16 protein-coding genes are annotated in these 14,519 nt (G+C 61.3%); 5 read left to right on the top strand and 11 right to left on the bottom strand.

What is annotated here, in order from left to right; all coding sequences use genetic code 11:
* Nucleotide 1: 1 nt before the first annotated feature.
* Nucleotides 2-928, bottom strand: coding sequence for a glycosyltransferase family 2 protein (locus tag WNY37_RS14805; RefSeq protein ID WP_342974167.1), 927 nt, complete (start codon nt 926-928; stop codon nt 2-4).
* 96 nt (nt 929-1,024) lie between these two features.
* On the opposite strand from WNY37_RS14805, the gene WNY37_RS14800 reads away from it, so the two are divergent.
* Nucleotides 1,025-2,506, top strand: coding sequence for a hypothetical protein (locus WNY37_RS14800; protein ID WP_342974166.1), 1,482 nt, complete (start codon nt 1,025-1,027; stop codon nt 2,504-2,506).
* Here WNY37_RS14800 and WNY37_RS14795 read toward each other — a convergent pair.
* Nucleotides 2,503-3,210 (bottom strand): dienelactone hydrolase family protein, encoded by a 708-nt coding sequence (locus WNY37_RS14795; protein WP_342974165.1) that lies wholly within the window; start codon nt 3,208-3,210, stop codon nt 2,503-2,505. The two genes, WNY37_RS14800 and WNY37_RS14795, sit on opposite strands and share 4 nt — an antisense overlap.
* 104 nt (nt 3,211-3,314) lie before the next feature.
* On the opposite strand from WNY37_RS14795, the gene WNY37_RS14790 reads away from it, so the two are divergent.
* The 3 genes from WNY37_RS14790 to WNY37_RS14780 are packed head-to-tail and all read left to right on the top strand — an operon-like array spanning nt 3,315 to nt 5,749.
* Nucleotides 3,315-4,250 (top strand): nucleoside hydrolase, encoded by a 936-nt coding sequence (locus tag WNY37_RS14790; protein ID WP_342974164.1) that lies wholly within the window; start codon nt 3,315-3,317, stop codon nt 4,248-4,250.
* On the top strand, nt 4,247-5,110 hold the full coding sequence (locus tag WNY37_RS14785) for a ribokinase (RefSeq protein WP_342974163.1): 864 nt from the start codon (nt 4,247-4,249) through the stop codon (nt 5,108-5,110). Before WNY37_RS14790 ends, WNY37_RS14785 begins: the two co-directional genes overlap by 4 nt.
* A gap of 3 nt (nt 5,111-5,113) precedes the next feature.
* The gene (locus WNY37_RS14780) at nt 5,114-5,749 is read left to right on the top strand and encodes a GNAT family N-acetyltransferase (protein ID WP_342974162.1); all 636 of its coding nucleotides are present in this window, start codon (nt 5,114-5,116) and stop codon (nt 5,747-5,749) included.
* Here the strand turns inward: WNY37_RS14780 and WNY37_RS14775 are convergent.
* The 9 genes from WNY37_RS14775 to WNY37_RS14735 all read right to left on the bottom strand — a co-directional run bounded on the left by WNY37_RS14775 (nt 5,731) and on the right by WNY37_RS14735 (nt 13,909).
* Complete coding sequence (locus WNY37_RS14775; protein ID WP_342974161.1) at nt 5,731-6,744, bottom strand: amidohydrolase family protein; 1,014 nt, start codon at nt 6,742-6,744, stop codon at nt 5,731-5,733. The two genes, WNY37_RS14780 and WNY37_RS14775, sit on opposite strands and share 19 nt — an antisense overlap.
* A gap of 147 nt (nt 6,745-6,891) precedes the next feature.
* A complete protein-coding gene (locus WNY37_RS14770) occupies nt 6,892-7,647 on the bottom strand; it encodes a hypothetical protein (protein WP_342974160.1) in 756 nt (251 codons plus the stop codon).
* A 300-nt stretch (nt 7,648-7,947) separates the two neighbouring features.
* Complete coding sequence (locus tag WNY37_RS14765) at nt 7,948-9,000, bottom strand: toxic anion resistance protein (protein ID WP_342974159.1); 1,053 nt, start codon at nt 8,998-9,000, stop codon at nt 7,948-7,950.
* Nucleotides 8,997-9,737 (bottom strand): hypothetical protein, encoded by a 741-nt coding sequence (locus WNY37_RS14760; RefSeq protein ID WP_342974158.1) that lies wholly within the window; start codon nt 9,735-9,737, stop codon nt 8,997-8,999. The genes WNY37_RS14765 and WNY37_RS14760 overlap by 4 nt, the downstream gene beginning before the upstream one ends.
* Complete coding sequence (locus WNY37_RS14755) at nt 9,730-10,743, bottom strand: hypothetical protein (RefSeq protein ID WP_342974157.1); 1,014 nt, start codon at nt 10,741-10,743, stop codon at nt 9,730-9,732. The genes WNY37_RS14760 and WNY37_RS14755 overlap by 8 nt, the downstream gene beginning before the upstream one ends.
* Nucleotides 10,744-10,823: 80 nt before the next feature.
* A complete protein-coding gene (locus WNY37_RS14750) occupies nt 10,824-11,621 on the bottom strand; it encodes a hypothetical protein (RefSeq protein WP_342974156.1) in 798 nt (265 codons plus the stop codon).
* A gap of 325 nt (nt 11,622-11,946) precedes the next feature.
* On the bottom strand, nt 11,947-12,693 hold the full coding sequence (locus WNY37_RS14745; RefSeq protein ID WP_342974155.1) for a class I SAM-dependent methyltransferase: 747 nt from the start codon (nt 12,691-12,693) through the stop codon (nt 11,947-11,949).
* Nucleotides 12,690-13,631 (bottom strand): 2-oxoglutarate and iron-dependent oxygenase domain-containing protein, encoded by a 942-nt coding sequence (locus tag WNY37_RS14740; RefSeq protein WP_342974154.1) that lies wholly within the window; start codon nt 13,629-13,631, stop codon nt 12,690-12,692. The genes WNY37_RS14745 and WNY37_RS14740 overlap by 4 nt, the downstream gene beginning before the upstream one ends.
* A 74-nt stretch (nt 13,632-13,705) precedes the next feature.
* Nucleotides 13,706-13,909: a hypothetical protein gene (locus WNY37_RS14735; protein WP_342974153.1), complete on the bottom strand. Its 204-nt coding sequence runs from the start codon at nt 13,907-13,909 to the stop codon at nt 13,706-13,708.
* A 301-nt stretch (nt 13,910-14,210) separates the two neighbouring features.
* Between WNY37_RS14735 and WNY37_RS14730 the strand changes: the two genes are divergently transcribed.
* On the top strand, nt 14,211-14,486 hold the full coding sequence (locus tag WNY37_RS14730; protein ID WP_342974152.1) for a hypothetical protein: 276 nt from the start codon (nt 14,211-14,213) through the stop codon (nt 14,484-14,486).
* Nucleotides 14,487-14,519: the final 33 nt, after the last annotated feature.

The following is a 14,519-nucleotide window of genomic DNA, read 5'->3' as shown; positions in this document are numbered from 1 at the left end:
CCTATCTCGGCAGGGACAGGTAAAGCAGGCGCTTGGTTTCCTGTCGTCCCTTGGTGACCGTGTCGAGGACAAGGCCGACGCTGAAGCTCTGCAGCGCGGCGATCGCGAAGGCGACGGAGGCGATCCAGCGCGGCTGGCGCGGGACGAGGCCGGTGTCGAAATATTCCAGCAGGACCGGCACGCCGATGGCCAGGCAGATGATCAGGAAGAACAGGGCGATCAGGGAAAAGAAGGCGAGCGGGCGTTCCTCCTTGGTCATCTGGATGATGACACGAAGGATCCGGAACCCGTCGGAGAAGGTTCGCAGCTTGCTGGCGCTGCCCTCGGGGCGTGAGGCATAGGTCGTGGCCAGTTCGCTCACCGGGGCGCGAAGCTCAAGGGCGTGAATGGTCAGCTCCGTTTCGATCTCGAAGCCTTTGGAGAGGGCAGGGAAGGACTTCACGAAGCGGTGTGAGAAGACGCGGTAGCCGCTGAGGATATCGGTGAAGCGACGTCCGAAAATATGGGTGACGAGACCGGTCAGGAGGCGGTTGCCGGAGCGGTGTCCGCGCCGGTAGGCGGCGTCTTCGCTCGACTGGCGTGTGCCGACGATCATATCGGACCGGGTCGAGTGCAGCAGGTCGATCATCTTCGGCGCGGCGTCCGGGTCATAGGTCGCGTCGCCATCTGCCATGACGTACACGTCGGCCTCCACATCGGCGAACATGCGGCGCACGACATTGCCCTTGCCCTTCAGGGGTTCGCTATAGACCTCGGCGCCCGCCTGTCTGGCGACCTCGACCGTATTGTCTGTCGAACCATTGTCGTAGACGTAGATGGTGGCGGTGGGCAGAGCGCGGCGGAAGCCTTCGACGGTCTGGGCGATCGCTTCCGCCTCATTGTAACAGGGGAGAAGGACGGCAATCGATTTGCTGGCGGTGTCTGTCATTCCGGCTCAGTTTCGCAAGGTCTGATCTGTTCGGGCGGAGGCTTGACCCGCATCTCAAACCGAGTCAATCCCGCAGGCCGGGGAGGATGATCCGGGATGGAATTATTCAACAGGCGGATGGCGTGGATCGCCATCATTGGTGCGCTTGGCGTCATCGTGGCTCAGATCATCTTCCGGCCGCCATGGCGGGACGAGTATTGGGCGCTCTACTTCTCCGCGCCCGATATGGGGCTGACCACGGCGGTGGATGAGCGCATGAGCGCCGATGTCCATCCGCCTTTCTACTTCATCGTCATGCATTACTGGCTTCAGCTTCTGGACAATGAGCTGTTCGCCCGCTTCTTCAACCTGGTCCTGATGGCGGGCGCGTTCGCCGCTGGCTGGGCCTGGAGAGGGGAAAAGGCGAGGCAGACGGCGCTTTATCTCTTTCTGTGTGTCACCTCGTTCTGGCTGATCTTCTTTGCCGCCGAGATCCGCATGATGGCGGCGCTGTTCCTCACCTGCATGTTGAGTGTGCTGGCGGCCCGCAATGCGCAGGGCGATGCCGGCGTGAGGATAGGATGGCTGGCTGCCTTCTGTGCGATCGGTATGGCGACCGCCTCGATGCATTTCTTCGGGACGCTATGGACGGGAGCGTTCGGGCTTTGCCTTGGGCTCTCCTTCCTGCTGCGCGGGCAAGTCGTTGGCTTTGTCGCGGCCGGAATTGCGACTCTGGTTGCGCTGCTGCCGGCCTTGCTCTGGATCCTGCTGGTCCGGCCGGACCAGAATTCGGGTGCGCCCGATGTGCTTCCGCCTGTGCTCGACAATCTCAATGACGGGCTGGAGCAGTTCCTGCGCGGTATCCTGAAGGCGTTCATCGCGAACTGGCCCTCCTGGATCGCAGGCATTCTTGGCCTCGGTGTTCTGTTCAAGTCTGGCGCGGCGCGGTTCGAGAAGACGCTGCTGGCGGCGGTCCTGCTGTCTGTGGCGATTGCGTTCGCCATTCATCTGAGCGTTGTGGCGCTGATCAAGGAACGCGCCTTCATCGTCATCATTCCGGGCATACTCTACCTGCTCGCGAGCGGTATTGTGGCGCTCCAGCCGGGGCAGACAAAGGCCCGGCGGATTGCCGGATGGATCCCGCTCATGGCGATCATCGCGCTGCCGCTTTTCTCAACCGAGTACTTCAAGGACCGCGAGGAATATAACCGCGTGACCGCGTTCATCTCAGGCTATGAGGCCTGCGAAGGCGCGCCGATCCTGATGTATGAGAGACCCAGCGGGCAGGGTGCGGACTACTCGTCTTTCTATGCCAGACGGGTGACGCGCCGGGCGTTTGACGGTGAGGGGCTGAACCTGAAGCCGATGACAGAACCGGCCATTGCTGAGGCGGAAGCTGGCTGGTCGTCGTCGTCCTGTCCGGTCCGCGCGATTGCGCTGGTCCTGCCGCGTGGCAATGGGCGGCGCCAGCGCGAGATGCGCGAAGAGATGCGCGCGAATGGATTGCCGCTGGACGAGTGGACCGAACGGCGCTTCGGGGAAGGCCGCTCGATCGTGTTCGTCACGGGGGCGGAAGCCCCTGCGTCCGGGCAGCCTTAGCCGAAGAGTTCGCCGAGGAAATCCTTCAGCGACGCGATGGACCGGCGTTCGGCGACCGGATTGTAAACCGTGCCGAAGCTTGGATCGTTCGCGCCCGGATTGGTGAAGGCGTGCATCGTGTCGCCATAGGCGTGTAGCTGCCAGTCGGCACCTTCGTCCGTCATTTCCTTGGTGAAGGCCATCACGTCTTCAGGCGTGGCCATTGGGTCGTCCCAGCCATGGAGGACAAGGATCTTGGATTTTGTCTTGTGGCCGTCCGTATTGCCCGGCGCGCCGAGCAGGCCGTGGAAAGAGGCGACACCGTCGACACTCATGCCAGCGCGGGCCATGTCCAGGACACTGAGACCGCCGAAGCAGAAGCCGATGGCCGCGGCCTTGTCGCAACCGGACTCTTTCTTCGCGGTTTCGAGGCCGAGCTTCAGGCGGTTTTGCAGCTCTGAGCGGTTCGAGGCGAGCGGCTCCATCAGGGCCTGGCATTCCTCGGTCGTCTCGCCGCGCTTGCCGACGCCATAGACATCCATGGCGAAACCGGCATAGCCCCACTCGGCCAGCATGTCGGCTTTCTTGTGGTCGAATTCACCTTGGCCGTCCCAGGCATGGGCGATCACCACGACCGCTTTAGGTGTTCCTTCCGGCATGGCGAGATAGCCTTCATAGGCCTGGCCGCCAGCTTCATATTCAAGGGATTTCGTGGTGATGGACATGTTGTTTCTTTCCTTGCTTGCTATCTGCCAGAACACTTAGGGGCGCACTTGCGTGACGACTACCCCTTGCCGGAACGTTCGGACTGGGTTTCTGTTCTGAAATAATGAGAAAAAGACAGATCATACTTGATTGCGACCCCGGTCTTGATGATGCCGTGGCCATCCTTATCGCCGTTGCCGCCTCTGACAGGCTGGAGCTGATCGGCATTACGACCGTGGCCGGCAACGTTCCGGCCAAGCTGACGCTTCGCAATGCGCGGATCATTCGCGAACTTGCAGGCGTCGGGCGGGAGCTTCCCATCTGCGGCGGTGCGAGCATCCCGATCCTGCGCGATCCTGTGACGGCAGAGGATTTCCACGGCTCGACCGGGCTCGGCAATATCGACTTTCCCAAGCCGAAACTGCGCGCCTCGCGCCAGCATGCGGTGAACTTCCTGGTCAAGACGCTGCGGGCGACGAAGGGCTTTCCGGCGACGCTGGTTGTGACCGGGCCGATGACCAATGTCGCGCTCGCCTATCTGATGGCGCCAGATCTGGTCGATGGCCTGAAAGAGATCGTCATCATGGGCGGCGCCGACACGGAAGGCGGAAACATCACGCCGCACGCCGAGTTCAACGTCTTCGCCGACCCGCATGCGGCGGCTGTCGTGTTTGGCATGGACGTGCCGATCCGCGTGCTGAACCTCGATGTCACGCATCAGATCCGCGCCAGCGACGATGATGTTGAACGGGTGCGCGCGCTCGGGTCGAAGGAAGCGATGGCGGCGGCAGACCTTCTGGCGGCGTCCAACCGGCTCGAAGAGAATGAGAAAGGCCGCAAGGCCCCGTTGCATGACCCGTCCACCATTCTCGCCATTCTGCGCCCTGACCTGTTCGAAGGACGCCAGGCAAGGGTCAGCGTTGTAACCGAACCGGGCGAGCGCTTTGGCAAGACGGTTCCTGAGTATCGCGAAGACGGAAATGTGCTCTGGTATGACAAGGCGGATGCGGAGGCGGTGTTCTCTGAGATGCTGGGGCAGCTGGGAAGATACCCGCTATGAGCGCCCCGAGGATAAATATTGTTGGCTCGATCAATCTCGATCTGGTGGCGAGCGCCGAGAAGCTGCCGGCGCCCGGTGAGACGGTGACGGGCGCGAGCTATGCGCAATACCCCGGCGGCAAAGGCGCGAACCAGGCGCTGGCGGCGCGCCGGCTTGGCGCTGAGGTTGCGATGGTCGGCCGGGTCGGGCGCGATGCGAATGCGGAGGCGGCGCTGGCGCTGCTCAAGGCGGATGGCGTCGACCTGTCAGGCGTCGTGGAAGACGAGGAGGAGCCGACCGGCGTCGCGCTGATCGGTGTCGACAAGGCGGGTGAGAACCAGATCATCGTCGCAAGCGGGGCGAACGGCGTGCTGAGCGCGTCCGATGTGGCGCGGGCGGGCGCGGCGGACGCTGTGCTGTGCCAGCTGGAAGTGCCCGTGCCGGCGGTGATGGAAGCGGCGAAGATCGAGACGCCGCTCTTCGCGATCAATCTTGCGCCCGCCATGCCTGTCCCGGCGGGGCTGCTGGAGCGCGCCGACCTGCTGATCGTCAATGAAGTCGAGGCCGAGTTCTATGACGATGCGCTGCACCGGGGCGAGGGGCTGGTCGCGCTGACGTTGGGCAGACAAGGCTCGGTCCTCTACCGGTCCGGCAAGGAAGTCGCGCGGATGCCGGTCTATGCTGTGCCAGTCATAGATACGACCGGGGCGGGCGATACGTTCTGCGGCGCGCTGGTGGTCGGCCTCGCCGAGGGCATGGAAGAGGGCGCGGCCTTGCGGTTTGCTTCCGCTGCGGCAGCGCTTGCGGTGACGAAAGAGGGGGCGCAACCTGCGATCCCGACGCGGAAGGATGTGGAGGCCTTCCTTTCAGACAAGGCGTGAAAGATGGGCGAGCTTCCCTGGACACGAAACCGGACCATTCCGCCACGCGAAGAGGCAATCCGCGCGCTGGTTCGCGGCGTCGAAGAGATGCCATCGACTGCCGATCATAGCCGGCTGGCGAGACCGGGGGATGAAGATATCCTGCTTGAGCTATTCGAGCAGCCTGAGGTCAATCGCTGGATCTATTCGCTACCAAGACCGCTGACGCGGGAGAGCGTGGGCGCGTACATCGAGAAGAGCCTTGCGGCGCAACAGGCGGGCGAAGGGCTGCTGTCGCTGAACTTCGATGAGGCGGGCAAGCTTGCCGGCTATTCCGAAGCGCAGATCTGGCCGGAATGGGCTGCTGGTGAGCTGGCCGGGGCGATGCGGCCTGACCTGCAGAGCGCCGGGCAGGGCGCGAAGGGGATGGCGAAGACGTTCACCTGGATGTTCGATGCGCTGGACCTCGACCTGATCTGCAACACGACCGCGCTTGATAATGTCCGTATCCAGAAGCTCTTTGAGAAGACCGGCTTTGACTATAAGGGCGACATTGAAAGTGTGCGGCCGGATGGGACGACACGGGCGTCGCAGGTGTGGGAGATTTCCCGTGAGGCCTGGATGGCCGGGCAGGGCCGCGATCAGGGCTCTATCCGGTAGACCTGGCGGGCGACGCGGCTGAACATGGCTTGCTGCTCAAGCTCTGTATAGTCGGCGGCGATCTTCTTGGCGGCGTTCCAGTAGACGCGGTAGCTCAGCGACAGCCGGTCGACGGGGAAGTTGCTCTCGAACATGCAGCGCTCGGCGCCGAAGCATTTGATCATGTGGTGGTAGTAGGGCGCGTGGGCCTCGACCACCTCGTCTGATGATGGCGGTGTGTCGCGCTTATCCCAGCCAAAGCCATTGTCCGGCATGGCGAGTCCGCCGAGCTTGGCATAGACGTTAGGGTTTTCCGCGACGGCGGCGATGTCGTCCTTCCATTTGGGGAAGTTCGCCTTGTGGGTTCCGGCATAGGGGCCGACGCCGAGGGGTGTTCCGAAATGGTCGAGGATCATGGTCGTGCCGGGGACGGCGGCGGCGAGGTCTGCGAAGTCGAGAATCTGGGTGTGATAGTTCCAGGTGTCATAGGTCATGCCGCGCTCGCCGAGGCGGTGGACGCCGCGCCTGAAATCTTCGTCCTTGTAGAGGCCTTTCGGCGCGTGCGGCCGGATGCGGAAACCGGCGCCGGCCTCATCGAAAGGGCCGGCATGGCGGATGCCGCGGAAGAGGCCCTCTGAAGCGACGATATGCGCGTCGAGGACTTCATCGAGCGTCTCGACGGGCAGGCGGAGATCGGCGTGGCCGATAAAGGCGGCGATCTGGGCCTTGCGTGGATCCTGGCTGGCGCGGATCGCGGCCTCCGTGATGTATTCCGTCTCACCAATCGGCTTCAGATGATCCGGGCCGTCGGGGCGGTAGGATGAGCCGCATTCCATGAAGATGGTCTGGGTGACCTTGTGGCCGTCTTCTGTATCGGACCAGAGCTCGGGCAGGTCATAGACGATGCCGGCCGGGTTTTCAGGGCGCCAGAGATGGTGATGGGGATCGATGATTTCTCGATCGGGGTCGATGACCTCCTCGCGGTGCTGGTTCAGCCACTCATCATTATCGAACATTACGCGCCTCCTTGGTGGGGTCTCTGACGGACCGTCAGTCCTAGGGAAAAGCGAATGGAGCACGGTTGCAAGGGGTGCCGCGAGGGCCGGGCAAGCGGGTGCGTTCGCCGGGGAGGCGGTCTGTTTGGCTGAACTGGGTGCGGGAGGCTAGCCGGGCGCCGGATCGAGCACGCGGCGAGCGAAGAAATCGGCATCCCTCAACTGGCTGTCGAGCGCGGCGTCCGCCGGATGCCTGGAGGTGCCGGGTGGGCGTCGCAGGCTGAAAGGGTGGTAGCGGCCTGTCCGGGCTTTCAGCTGCCGCAGATAACGGGCCATCCGGCGGGCGTGGTGATCGGCATTGTCGAGGATGCGGCAGAGCGCTGCGAGACGGGCGATTGCGCGCGCCGGGTCGGCTGGCGTGTCATCGGCAACGGGAGCAGGTGGCGCGCCACATGGCCCGGACATCTCATCAGGATCCGGAAAGCGGGGCAGGGCTTCAACGAGGGGCAATGTCACAGTGGTTCGTGGGCGGGCGGGTGCAATTTGCGGGTTTGCGCTTGCGCGCTGCGGCGCTGGCGCGGCCATGACGAGCGCGGACGCCCGGATGACCAGAAGGCGCCGCGCAAAGCTCTCTGCGATGCGCAGGAGACCACAGACACGCCGCTTCAGCTTTTGCGTGAAGACGGGCGCGTTCACCAGCCGCTGGATGAGGCCGAGCAGGCCGGTGAGGACCGTCCAGTTCTTCTCAAGGCAGGCGGCGGTGTGAAGGTCGAGCATGCGGGGAGTATAGGCGGGCGCGCCGGGTGGGGGATGTTTTTGTGTGGGTGCCGGGGGTGCGCCTGCCGCCTTCGTGGTGAACGAGATGGCGTCGAGACGTAAGCGTCTGCCGCCTTCGTGGTTCGACCCCGGCCTTCGCCGGGGCATGCTTCGCTCACCATGAAGGCTTCTTCTAACCTGTCGTAAGATCGCTATGGTGAGCGTCCCTCGACGGGCATTGGATGAAGGTCGCACCATAAGGCCATTGGCACCAGATATGAAATTATCCGATCTCCCTGGCGCTGGCCGGGGGCTCAGGCAATTTAGGTCGGAGCTTGCTGCAAGAGGTCCCCGCCTGCGCGGGACGGAAAAGCAAAACCTTATCTGGAGCAATTTCGCCCATTTGGCTTTCTAACTCAGCTCTTCGCGAAGCGCCGCGTTGCTCGAACGTGGAATTCGGAAGATAGCCTACGAGTTGGAACTGGTCCCGACTGACAGGGTCGTCTGATGAGACATGTCATCATTCATGCTGTTCAGCTTTTCCAAGACTTGAAGCCGTGATTTCCGGCTTTCTGCGAAGCACGCTTGGGCGTCCTCAAAAGTGGAGACGATTGTTTCGTGCACGTGTTCGAGCGTCTCGATATCGATGGCCAGACGTTGGTTCGACTTGACGGTCGCTATCGTATTGTCGCGCAAGAGTTCGGCGTTCTTCTTCAGGAAGTGGTTGGTCGCGTCGTCGATCGTTTCAGCAAGCTCAACCGCGCTCTGTTGTTCGCGGAGAGACAAAGCCATGGCAAAAGAACGTTTCCACGACGGCACAGTCAGAGTTTTAATGTTGTGAAACTTATCGATCAGGGCTGACGTGTTGGCGCTCATAAGGCGGATCATCGGAAGAGTCTGCACGGCGCTCTGTTTCAGGACAGCGAGATCGGCGACGCGCTTTTCAAGGGCATTGCGTATCAGCTCTCGGTCGCGCTCTTCTTCAACAGTGCTTGGTGCAGTCGAGTCCTCCGCGTGAATCGCTTCAAGCCGGATTTCGCAGGCGCGTTTATAAATGCCGAGCATCCTCTGCTCGTCGCGCACACCATCATACATCTCTTCCAGCGAGTTACACTGATGGGCGAGACGGTCGAACGCGCCGTCAATGCTGGCGAGAACCTGGTCGATCTGCTTTTCGAGCGTGGTGAAGCGGGCAAATAGCCGGTCGCGGCCGGAGCGAAGTCCCGACGCCAGGCGGCCGATGACTGGAACCTGGCTGAGGCGGGACGGTGCCGGGCTGACTTCGAAGGACTTTGCAGCCCGTACGACGCTGGCAAGCCGCTCTCTAAGCTCCTCGGAATTCTGGTCGCTGAGCGACTTGATCATCTCATCGGCATAAGTCGCATTGAGCGCATCAAACTGGCGACCGAACGCAGCGATTGACGTGGTCGAGTTGACGTCAATGGCATCAGCCAGGCGGCGCGCTTCGATGTCATCGGCTTCGGTTATGGCCTGTGAGTGAGTTGCGGTCATCTTAGTCATTGCGGTTGCGCCTTTCTGTGGCCGTCCCCCTTCAGGAGGGCTCTGACCTTGCCGTTCATCTGCTTGATCTCTGCGCCAGTGACGGGGAAGGTGCCCGGGGTGGCCTCCGACTGAGCAAGCTGCGAGAGATACTGCTTCCACACCGGATAGAATTTCTTGTCTAATTCGGTGTGAACATCTAGTTGAAATTCGACAGTCCTCAGCGTCACCTTCAACTGCTCGGCATGAATGCGGTGGGAGACCAAAGCCGTTTTGAGATTGGCTAGCTTGGTTTCGAGCCGTGTCAGAGACCAGGCCTCATCGGCCCCGGACTTTGGTCGGCGCGCGGAGCCGTGTACTGATTGCGCCCAGTCGGTTAATTCCTGCAGGGCGAAGATCGCCTTATCGAGTGTCTCAGCCTGGCTCAGGAAGTCGAGTCGGCGGCGCTTCAGCTCCGCTGCGATCTGCCGGGCATTCGCGATCTGGGCATCGATCCGGTTAATGTCCGCCTGCAGTTTGACTTCATCCTTGAGGCGCGAGCCGCTGAACCTTGCCCACCATCCCGCGTCGCGCTCCAGAAGGGAGATGTCCGCGGACCTGATCTCGCCGGTCACCTGGTCCAGTACTTCGCGCAAGGCGCGCGACGGATTGTCGAGGCGGACGTCGAATTGGGTGTCTATCGCGTCGAGCCGGCGATCAAACTCGTCAATGACTGATCGAATATCGTCTGCGCACGGTATGTTGGATGGGTCAGCCATGCGCGATCTTGGCTGCGCCGACATGTTCGATCCGGCGGACCTGGAAACTCAGCACCAAATAGATCAGGAATGAGAGCAGAAAGAGGCCGGCCGACCAGACCGTGACCGTCTTTGCCATCCGGCCCCAGCCGAGCAAGCGGCGCCACGTTTGAGCGCGCTCGCGAAGCGGCTTCTCAAAGGCTGGGTTTGTCAGCACTGGAACGCCGAGTTCGTCATACAGCCAGACGATTCGATGCGCGAGAACGACCTGGGACTCCGGATGGAAGCCCAGGTCAGAAATATCGATCGGAAGAAAGAGTTTTGCCCGGGCGGGTTGACCATTGGCCGTAAAATACTGGGCGGAAAGGAATTGAAGCATCGCGATCCGCGTCTCGTAATGCTGGCGCAGCCGCTCGGTCGTGACGGTCATGCCCGCCCGCTTCGACTCCGCTTCGGCGCGCTCAGCGAGGTCCGGAGAATTGAGCTGCTCTTTCTCGCCATTCAGCGCCCGCGTGAATACGAAGCTCTCCAACGCGTTGTTGAGCCCTGGATTATTCGGGTCGTACTCGGCGAAATTCTTGAGAATGCCGGTGTTGGTCGCGAAGCGTTCTGTGCCGCCTTCATATCCGTAATTGGTCTTCTCGGCCGGCCCTAGGATCAGGGCACCAAGACCTGCCACAGCCAGAAATGCACCAACGAATGATATCTTGTGATGGCGCGTCCACCAAAGGGCAAGCGTCATACCTGCCCATATCATCACGGTGTAGCAGGCGAGGCTCCAATAGTATGTTGACCACAGACCCGAAACATCGAGATTGAGCCGGATTGAATTATACTCAGTGACCGGCATGACATCATTGAGCTGGGTAAAGCCAATGATCAGCGGTTCACCGCGTCCATCGACACTCAACTGGTTCGATAAGGCAGCTGTGACCGCGAGACCGACGACGGCAAGTGTCAGCGACCACCAGGCGAGCCTGCCTGAGAGGCTTCGTGCCTTTACCAGGCGTTCAATCCCCTGCGCCACCCTTTGCCGTAGGCTTTGGCGTCGATCGGAGGCGAGTTCGCTTCGTTGACCGAAGGATGGCACTGATGACGGCGTTCTCATTACGATCCCATACTTGGAGATTGCGGCGTGCCGAGCGTTTCAATCTGGACAATGTGGCGAGCGAGGACGAAAATCATGAGGCAGCTCACAAGCGCTGAGATAAGGAAGCCGAGCACAATAATTGCGGAGGCCATGGCACCATTCTGCGACTGTCTGAAGGTCCAGCAGCCATTGGTGGAACAGCCCGCCGGCAGGTCGCTGAAGCCGGTGCGGTCATACAGGACGCGCGACTGGAGCGCGTCGATCTCCCGGCTGGCGATGGACCCGACCACCGTTTCTGGAATGGTTGCATTGCGGGCGAGTTGCAGATCGATATAGGCCTGCTCTGTGGGAAAGCGCCCGTCTTCTTCAAGCAATCCTGACACTTCTCGCGCAACATCATCGCCGACAAAAGTCTTTGGCTGGGCGAGCGCCGCTGTGCTGAGGTCACTGACCAGAAGAATGGCGGTGAAGATGCCAACCAGAATAAGGCAGAGGAGCCAGCGTCGCTTGTAGAGAGCGAAGAGCAGGGCCGGAAGCAATAGCAGGTAGGTGATCTTCAAAACCGCGGAGCTGGCGAGCTTGGCGCGGTCGAGAAGCGAGAGGTCCAGCGTTTGGTCATATTGTCTCAAGCCGGGGATCGCCGCTGCTGCCCGGTCGGGGACATGGATGCCGGAAAATTCAGGAGCATTGTTTGTATGAAAATACTGGATGGCAAACAGGAGCGTGGCGGCCAGCGCAATGAAACTTACGATTGCCAGCGTAAGAAAACCACGCCGGCGCTCTTCAAGATCTTGCAATTCGACAGACTTAACCATAAATCCGCCATTACACCCTCAAAGTTGAAAAAGTATTTCGCTTGGAGTTTCGATTTGCCCCTAATTGAGGGTGAGTTCGCCAGCGGTGTAGGCTTCCATTGCGGTTGTTCACGACAGACCAAGACAAGTCGTTGCTGTTTGTGGCGGCTCAATAGTGCGCCGAATGGTCGAACTGAAGCGATACCTGGCGCGTGGGTGCTCAAGGCACGAAATCCAGAACTAACTGTCTTCGTGAGCAGGGAGAACGATCAGCATGCTCAGATCATTTTTTCTCTGAGACATCGCTATACCCTCCCGCCGGCCTGCGCGGGGATGAACGGAGGTTTCAGGCTTTCGCTGCAATCGTGATGATTTCGGGGCTGGTGTCGGTGACGGGCGAGCCATCCCAGTCGCCATATTGGGACTGAATGCTGAAGCCGGCATTGGTCAGCGCTGCATTTAGCGCATCCGCCGAGAGAAATCGCAGCGTGCTGGTGCTCACCTGTGGCTCCGGCCAGTCGGGGGAATTGAAAGTGTGGGTGAAGGTGACGGTCTGGCCGTCGAAGGGGCGGATGACCTCTCGTCGATCCGTATACTGTGTATTATCCACAGTGATTTGTTTGGCCTTGTTGCCCGTCCAGTTGTCCCATGCGCGGGCGCCGGGATTGCGGGTTTCGAAGGCGAAGCGGCCGCCGGGTTTCAGGGCTGCGTGGACGGCCGCGAGGAAGCTCGCGATCTGCTCGTTCCCAATCAGCACCTGGAAGGCGTGGCCGGTCATGACGGCGAGGTCGAACTGGTCCTCCCAGTTCTGGGTTTCAAGGAAGCCGCAGACCCAGTCGATATCGAGTTTCTGGCGCGCGATCTCCATCATGCCGTCGGCCGGGTCGATGCCGGTGAGGCGGCCTGTGTGGCCGGCGGCGCGGGCCTCTTCGAGAATCGTGCCGGTGCCGCAGCCGATGTCGAGGACGCTGCCGGCGGCTAAGATGTGCGGCAGATAGAAGTCGTAATCCTCGCGGCCCGCTGTCTCGCAGATCGCATCATAGAGCCGGGCGAAGGCCGCCTCATTGAAGAAGCGGTCCGGCGTCTGGCTCAAGCCCTGACCAGCCCGATCTCGCGGAGGCGTTCCATGAGGTAGTCCTGGGCGGTGATGGGGGGCTGGGCCTTGCCGCCTTCTTCCATGCATTGCGGGAGCTGCTCGATCAGGAAGTCCTGATTGAAGTGCAGGAAGAAGGGCGTGGAATAGCGCGGGAATTTGGCGCGTTCAGGCTCAGGATTGACGACGCGGTGGGTCGTCGAGGGCAGGACGCCGCCGGTCAGGCGCTGCAGCATGTCGCCGCAATTGATGACGAGCGCGTCGGGCGGCGGGTTCACCCCGAGCCATTGGCCCGAGCGGTGCAACACTTCCAGGCCAGCCTCCTCGGCGCCCAGAAGAAGCGTGATGACGTTGATGTCTTCATGCGCGGCGGCGCGGACCGTGCCGGCGGGCGGCGGGTTCTTCTGCGGCGGATAGTGCAGCAGGCGGAGGATGGAGTTGCCCATCTCGACCTTGTCGTCGAACCAGTCCTCGGGGAGGTTGAGGTGGAGGGCGACGGCGCGCAGCAGGGTGCGGCCAAATTCGTCCAGCTCTTCAAAGAAAGCGCGGGTGGCCGGGTCGAACTCCGGCACTTCGTCGACGACTGGCGTGTCCTTCATGGTGGCGCGGTATTTGGAGTCCGGCGGAAGCTTGCGGCCGGTATGCCAGAACTCTTTGAGGTCTGCGGCTGTCTGGCCCTTGGCGTTCTCGGTGCCGAAGGGCGTGTAGCCGCGCTGACGGCCATTGGCGGCGTCGTGATATTTTTCCTTCACGTCTTCAGGCAGCTTGAAGAAGTCCTTTGCCGCGTCATTGGCGCGGGCGATGATGGCCTGGTCGACCGGGTGGCCGGTGATGACCGCAAAGCCGGTCTCGCGGAAGGATCGGCCGAGCTTGTCGGCGAAGGCGGCCTTGTCCTCTTTCCAGAGGCTGAAGGGGATGGGTTCGAAGAGATCTGTCATGACGGGCGTGAATATACGCTGAGCGGGGCGGAAGCCCAAGTCTGCAGTTTCAGGCGCGGCTGCGGCCTATCGTGTCAGTCAAAATCATCCGGCCCGCCGAGCATGCGGTGAACCGGCCAGTCGGAAAAGGCCAGATAGAAGAAGGAGGCGAGGTTCACGATGGGGATGAACATCAGCAGCGACCAGGCGCCGTTATATCCGGCCTTCTCCCAGATCTGCCACATGGCGAAGACGAAGGTGCCGAGCAGGACGATATAGAGCAGGAATGCGAAAGCCATGGATGGGACCGCCTTTCTTGGCTGTGTTGAGCGCCGGTCCTAGAGGTAGGGCGAAGCCAGGCGGGCTGCAAATCTTTGACGGGCTTTGCGCGATTTGCGGGGGTTCCGTCTGAAATCGGCCCCTTGGTTAACATCCGTGCCCAGATTGTTAACACACAGAGTGTTTTGGCCTTTTCCTGTTAACCATACGGCAAAGGTCCGAGGTCAACCTGAGTTCAAGTCACCGAGGCGGTGGCGTGATGGAAAACAGGCTCGGATACAAGGCGCAAAAGCCAGCCGGGTGGGTGAAAGGAACAAGGCAATGGCATATTCGGATCTGGTTACTGAAATCGCCCCTGAAACGGGCATTTCTTCGAGCTCGAGCGGGGATGATCTGTGTAAGGTCGGTCTGGCTTATTCAGAAGGACTCGGCGTCGATGCCGACATGGTCCAGGCGCACAAATGGTTCAACCTGGCTGTGCTCAAGGGTTCTGAGGCGGCGAAGGAATACCGCTCGCAAATGGCCGACATGCTGTCGTCTGAAGAGATCAAGGAAGCACTGAAATCGGCGCGCGCCTGGTTGCAGCTGGCGAACTGATTTCGATTTTTTCCTTCGCGCCTGCCGCCTTCG

Origin of the sequence: Henriciella sp. AS95 (assembly GCF_038900055.1) — a bacterium.
Lineage (GTDB): Bacteria > Pseudomonadota > Alphaproteobacteria > Caulobacterales > Hyphomonadaceae > Henriciella.
This window is presented reverse-complemented; position numbering and strand designations above follow the sequence as displayed.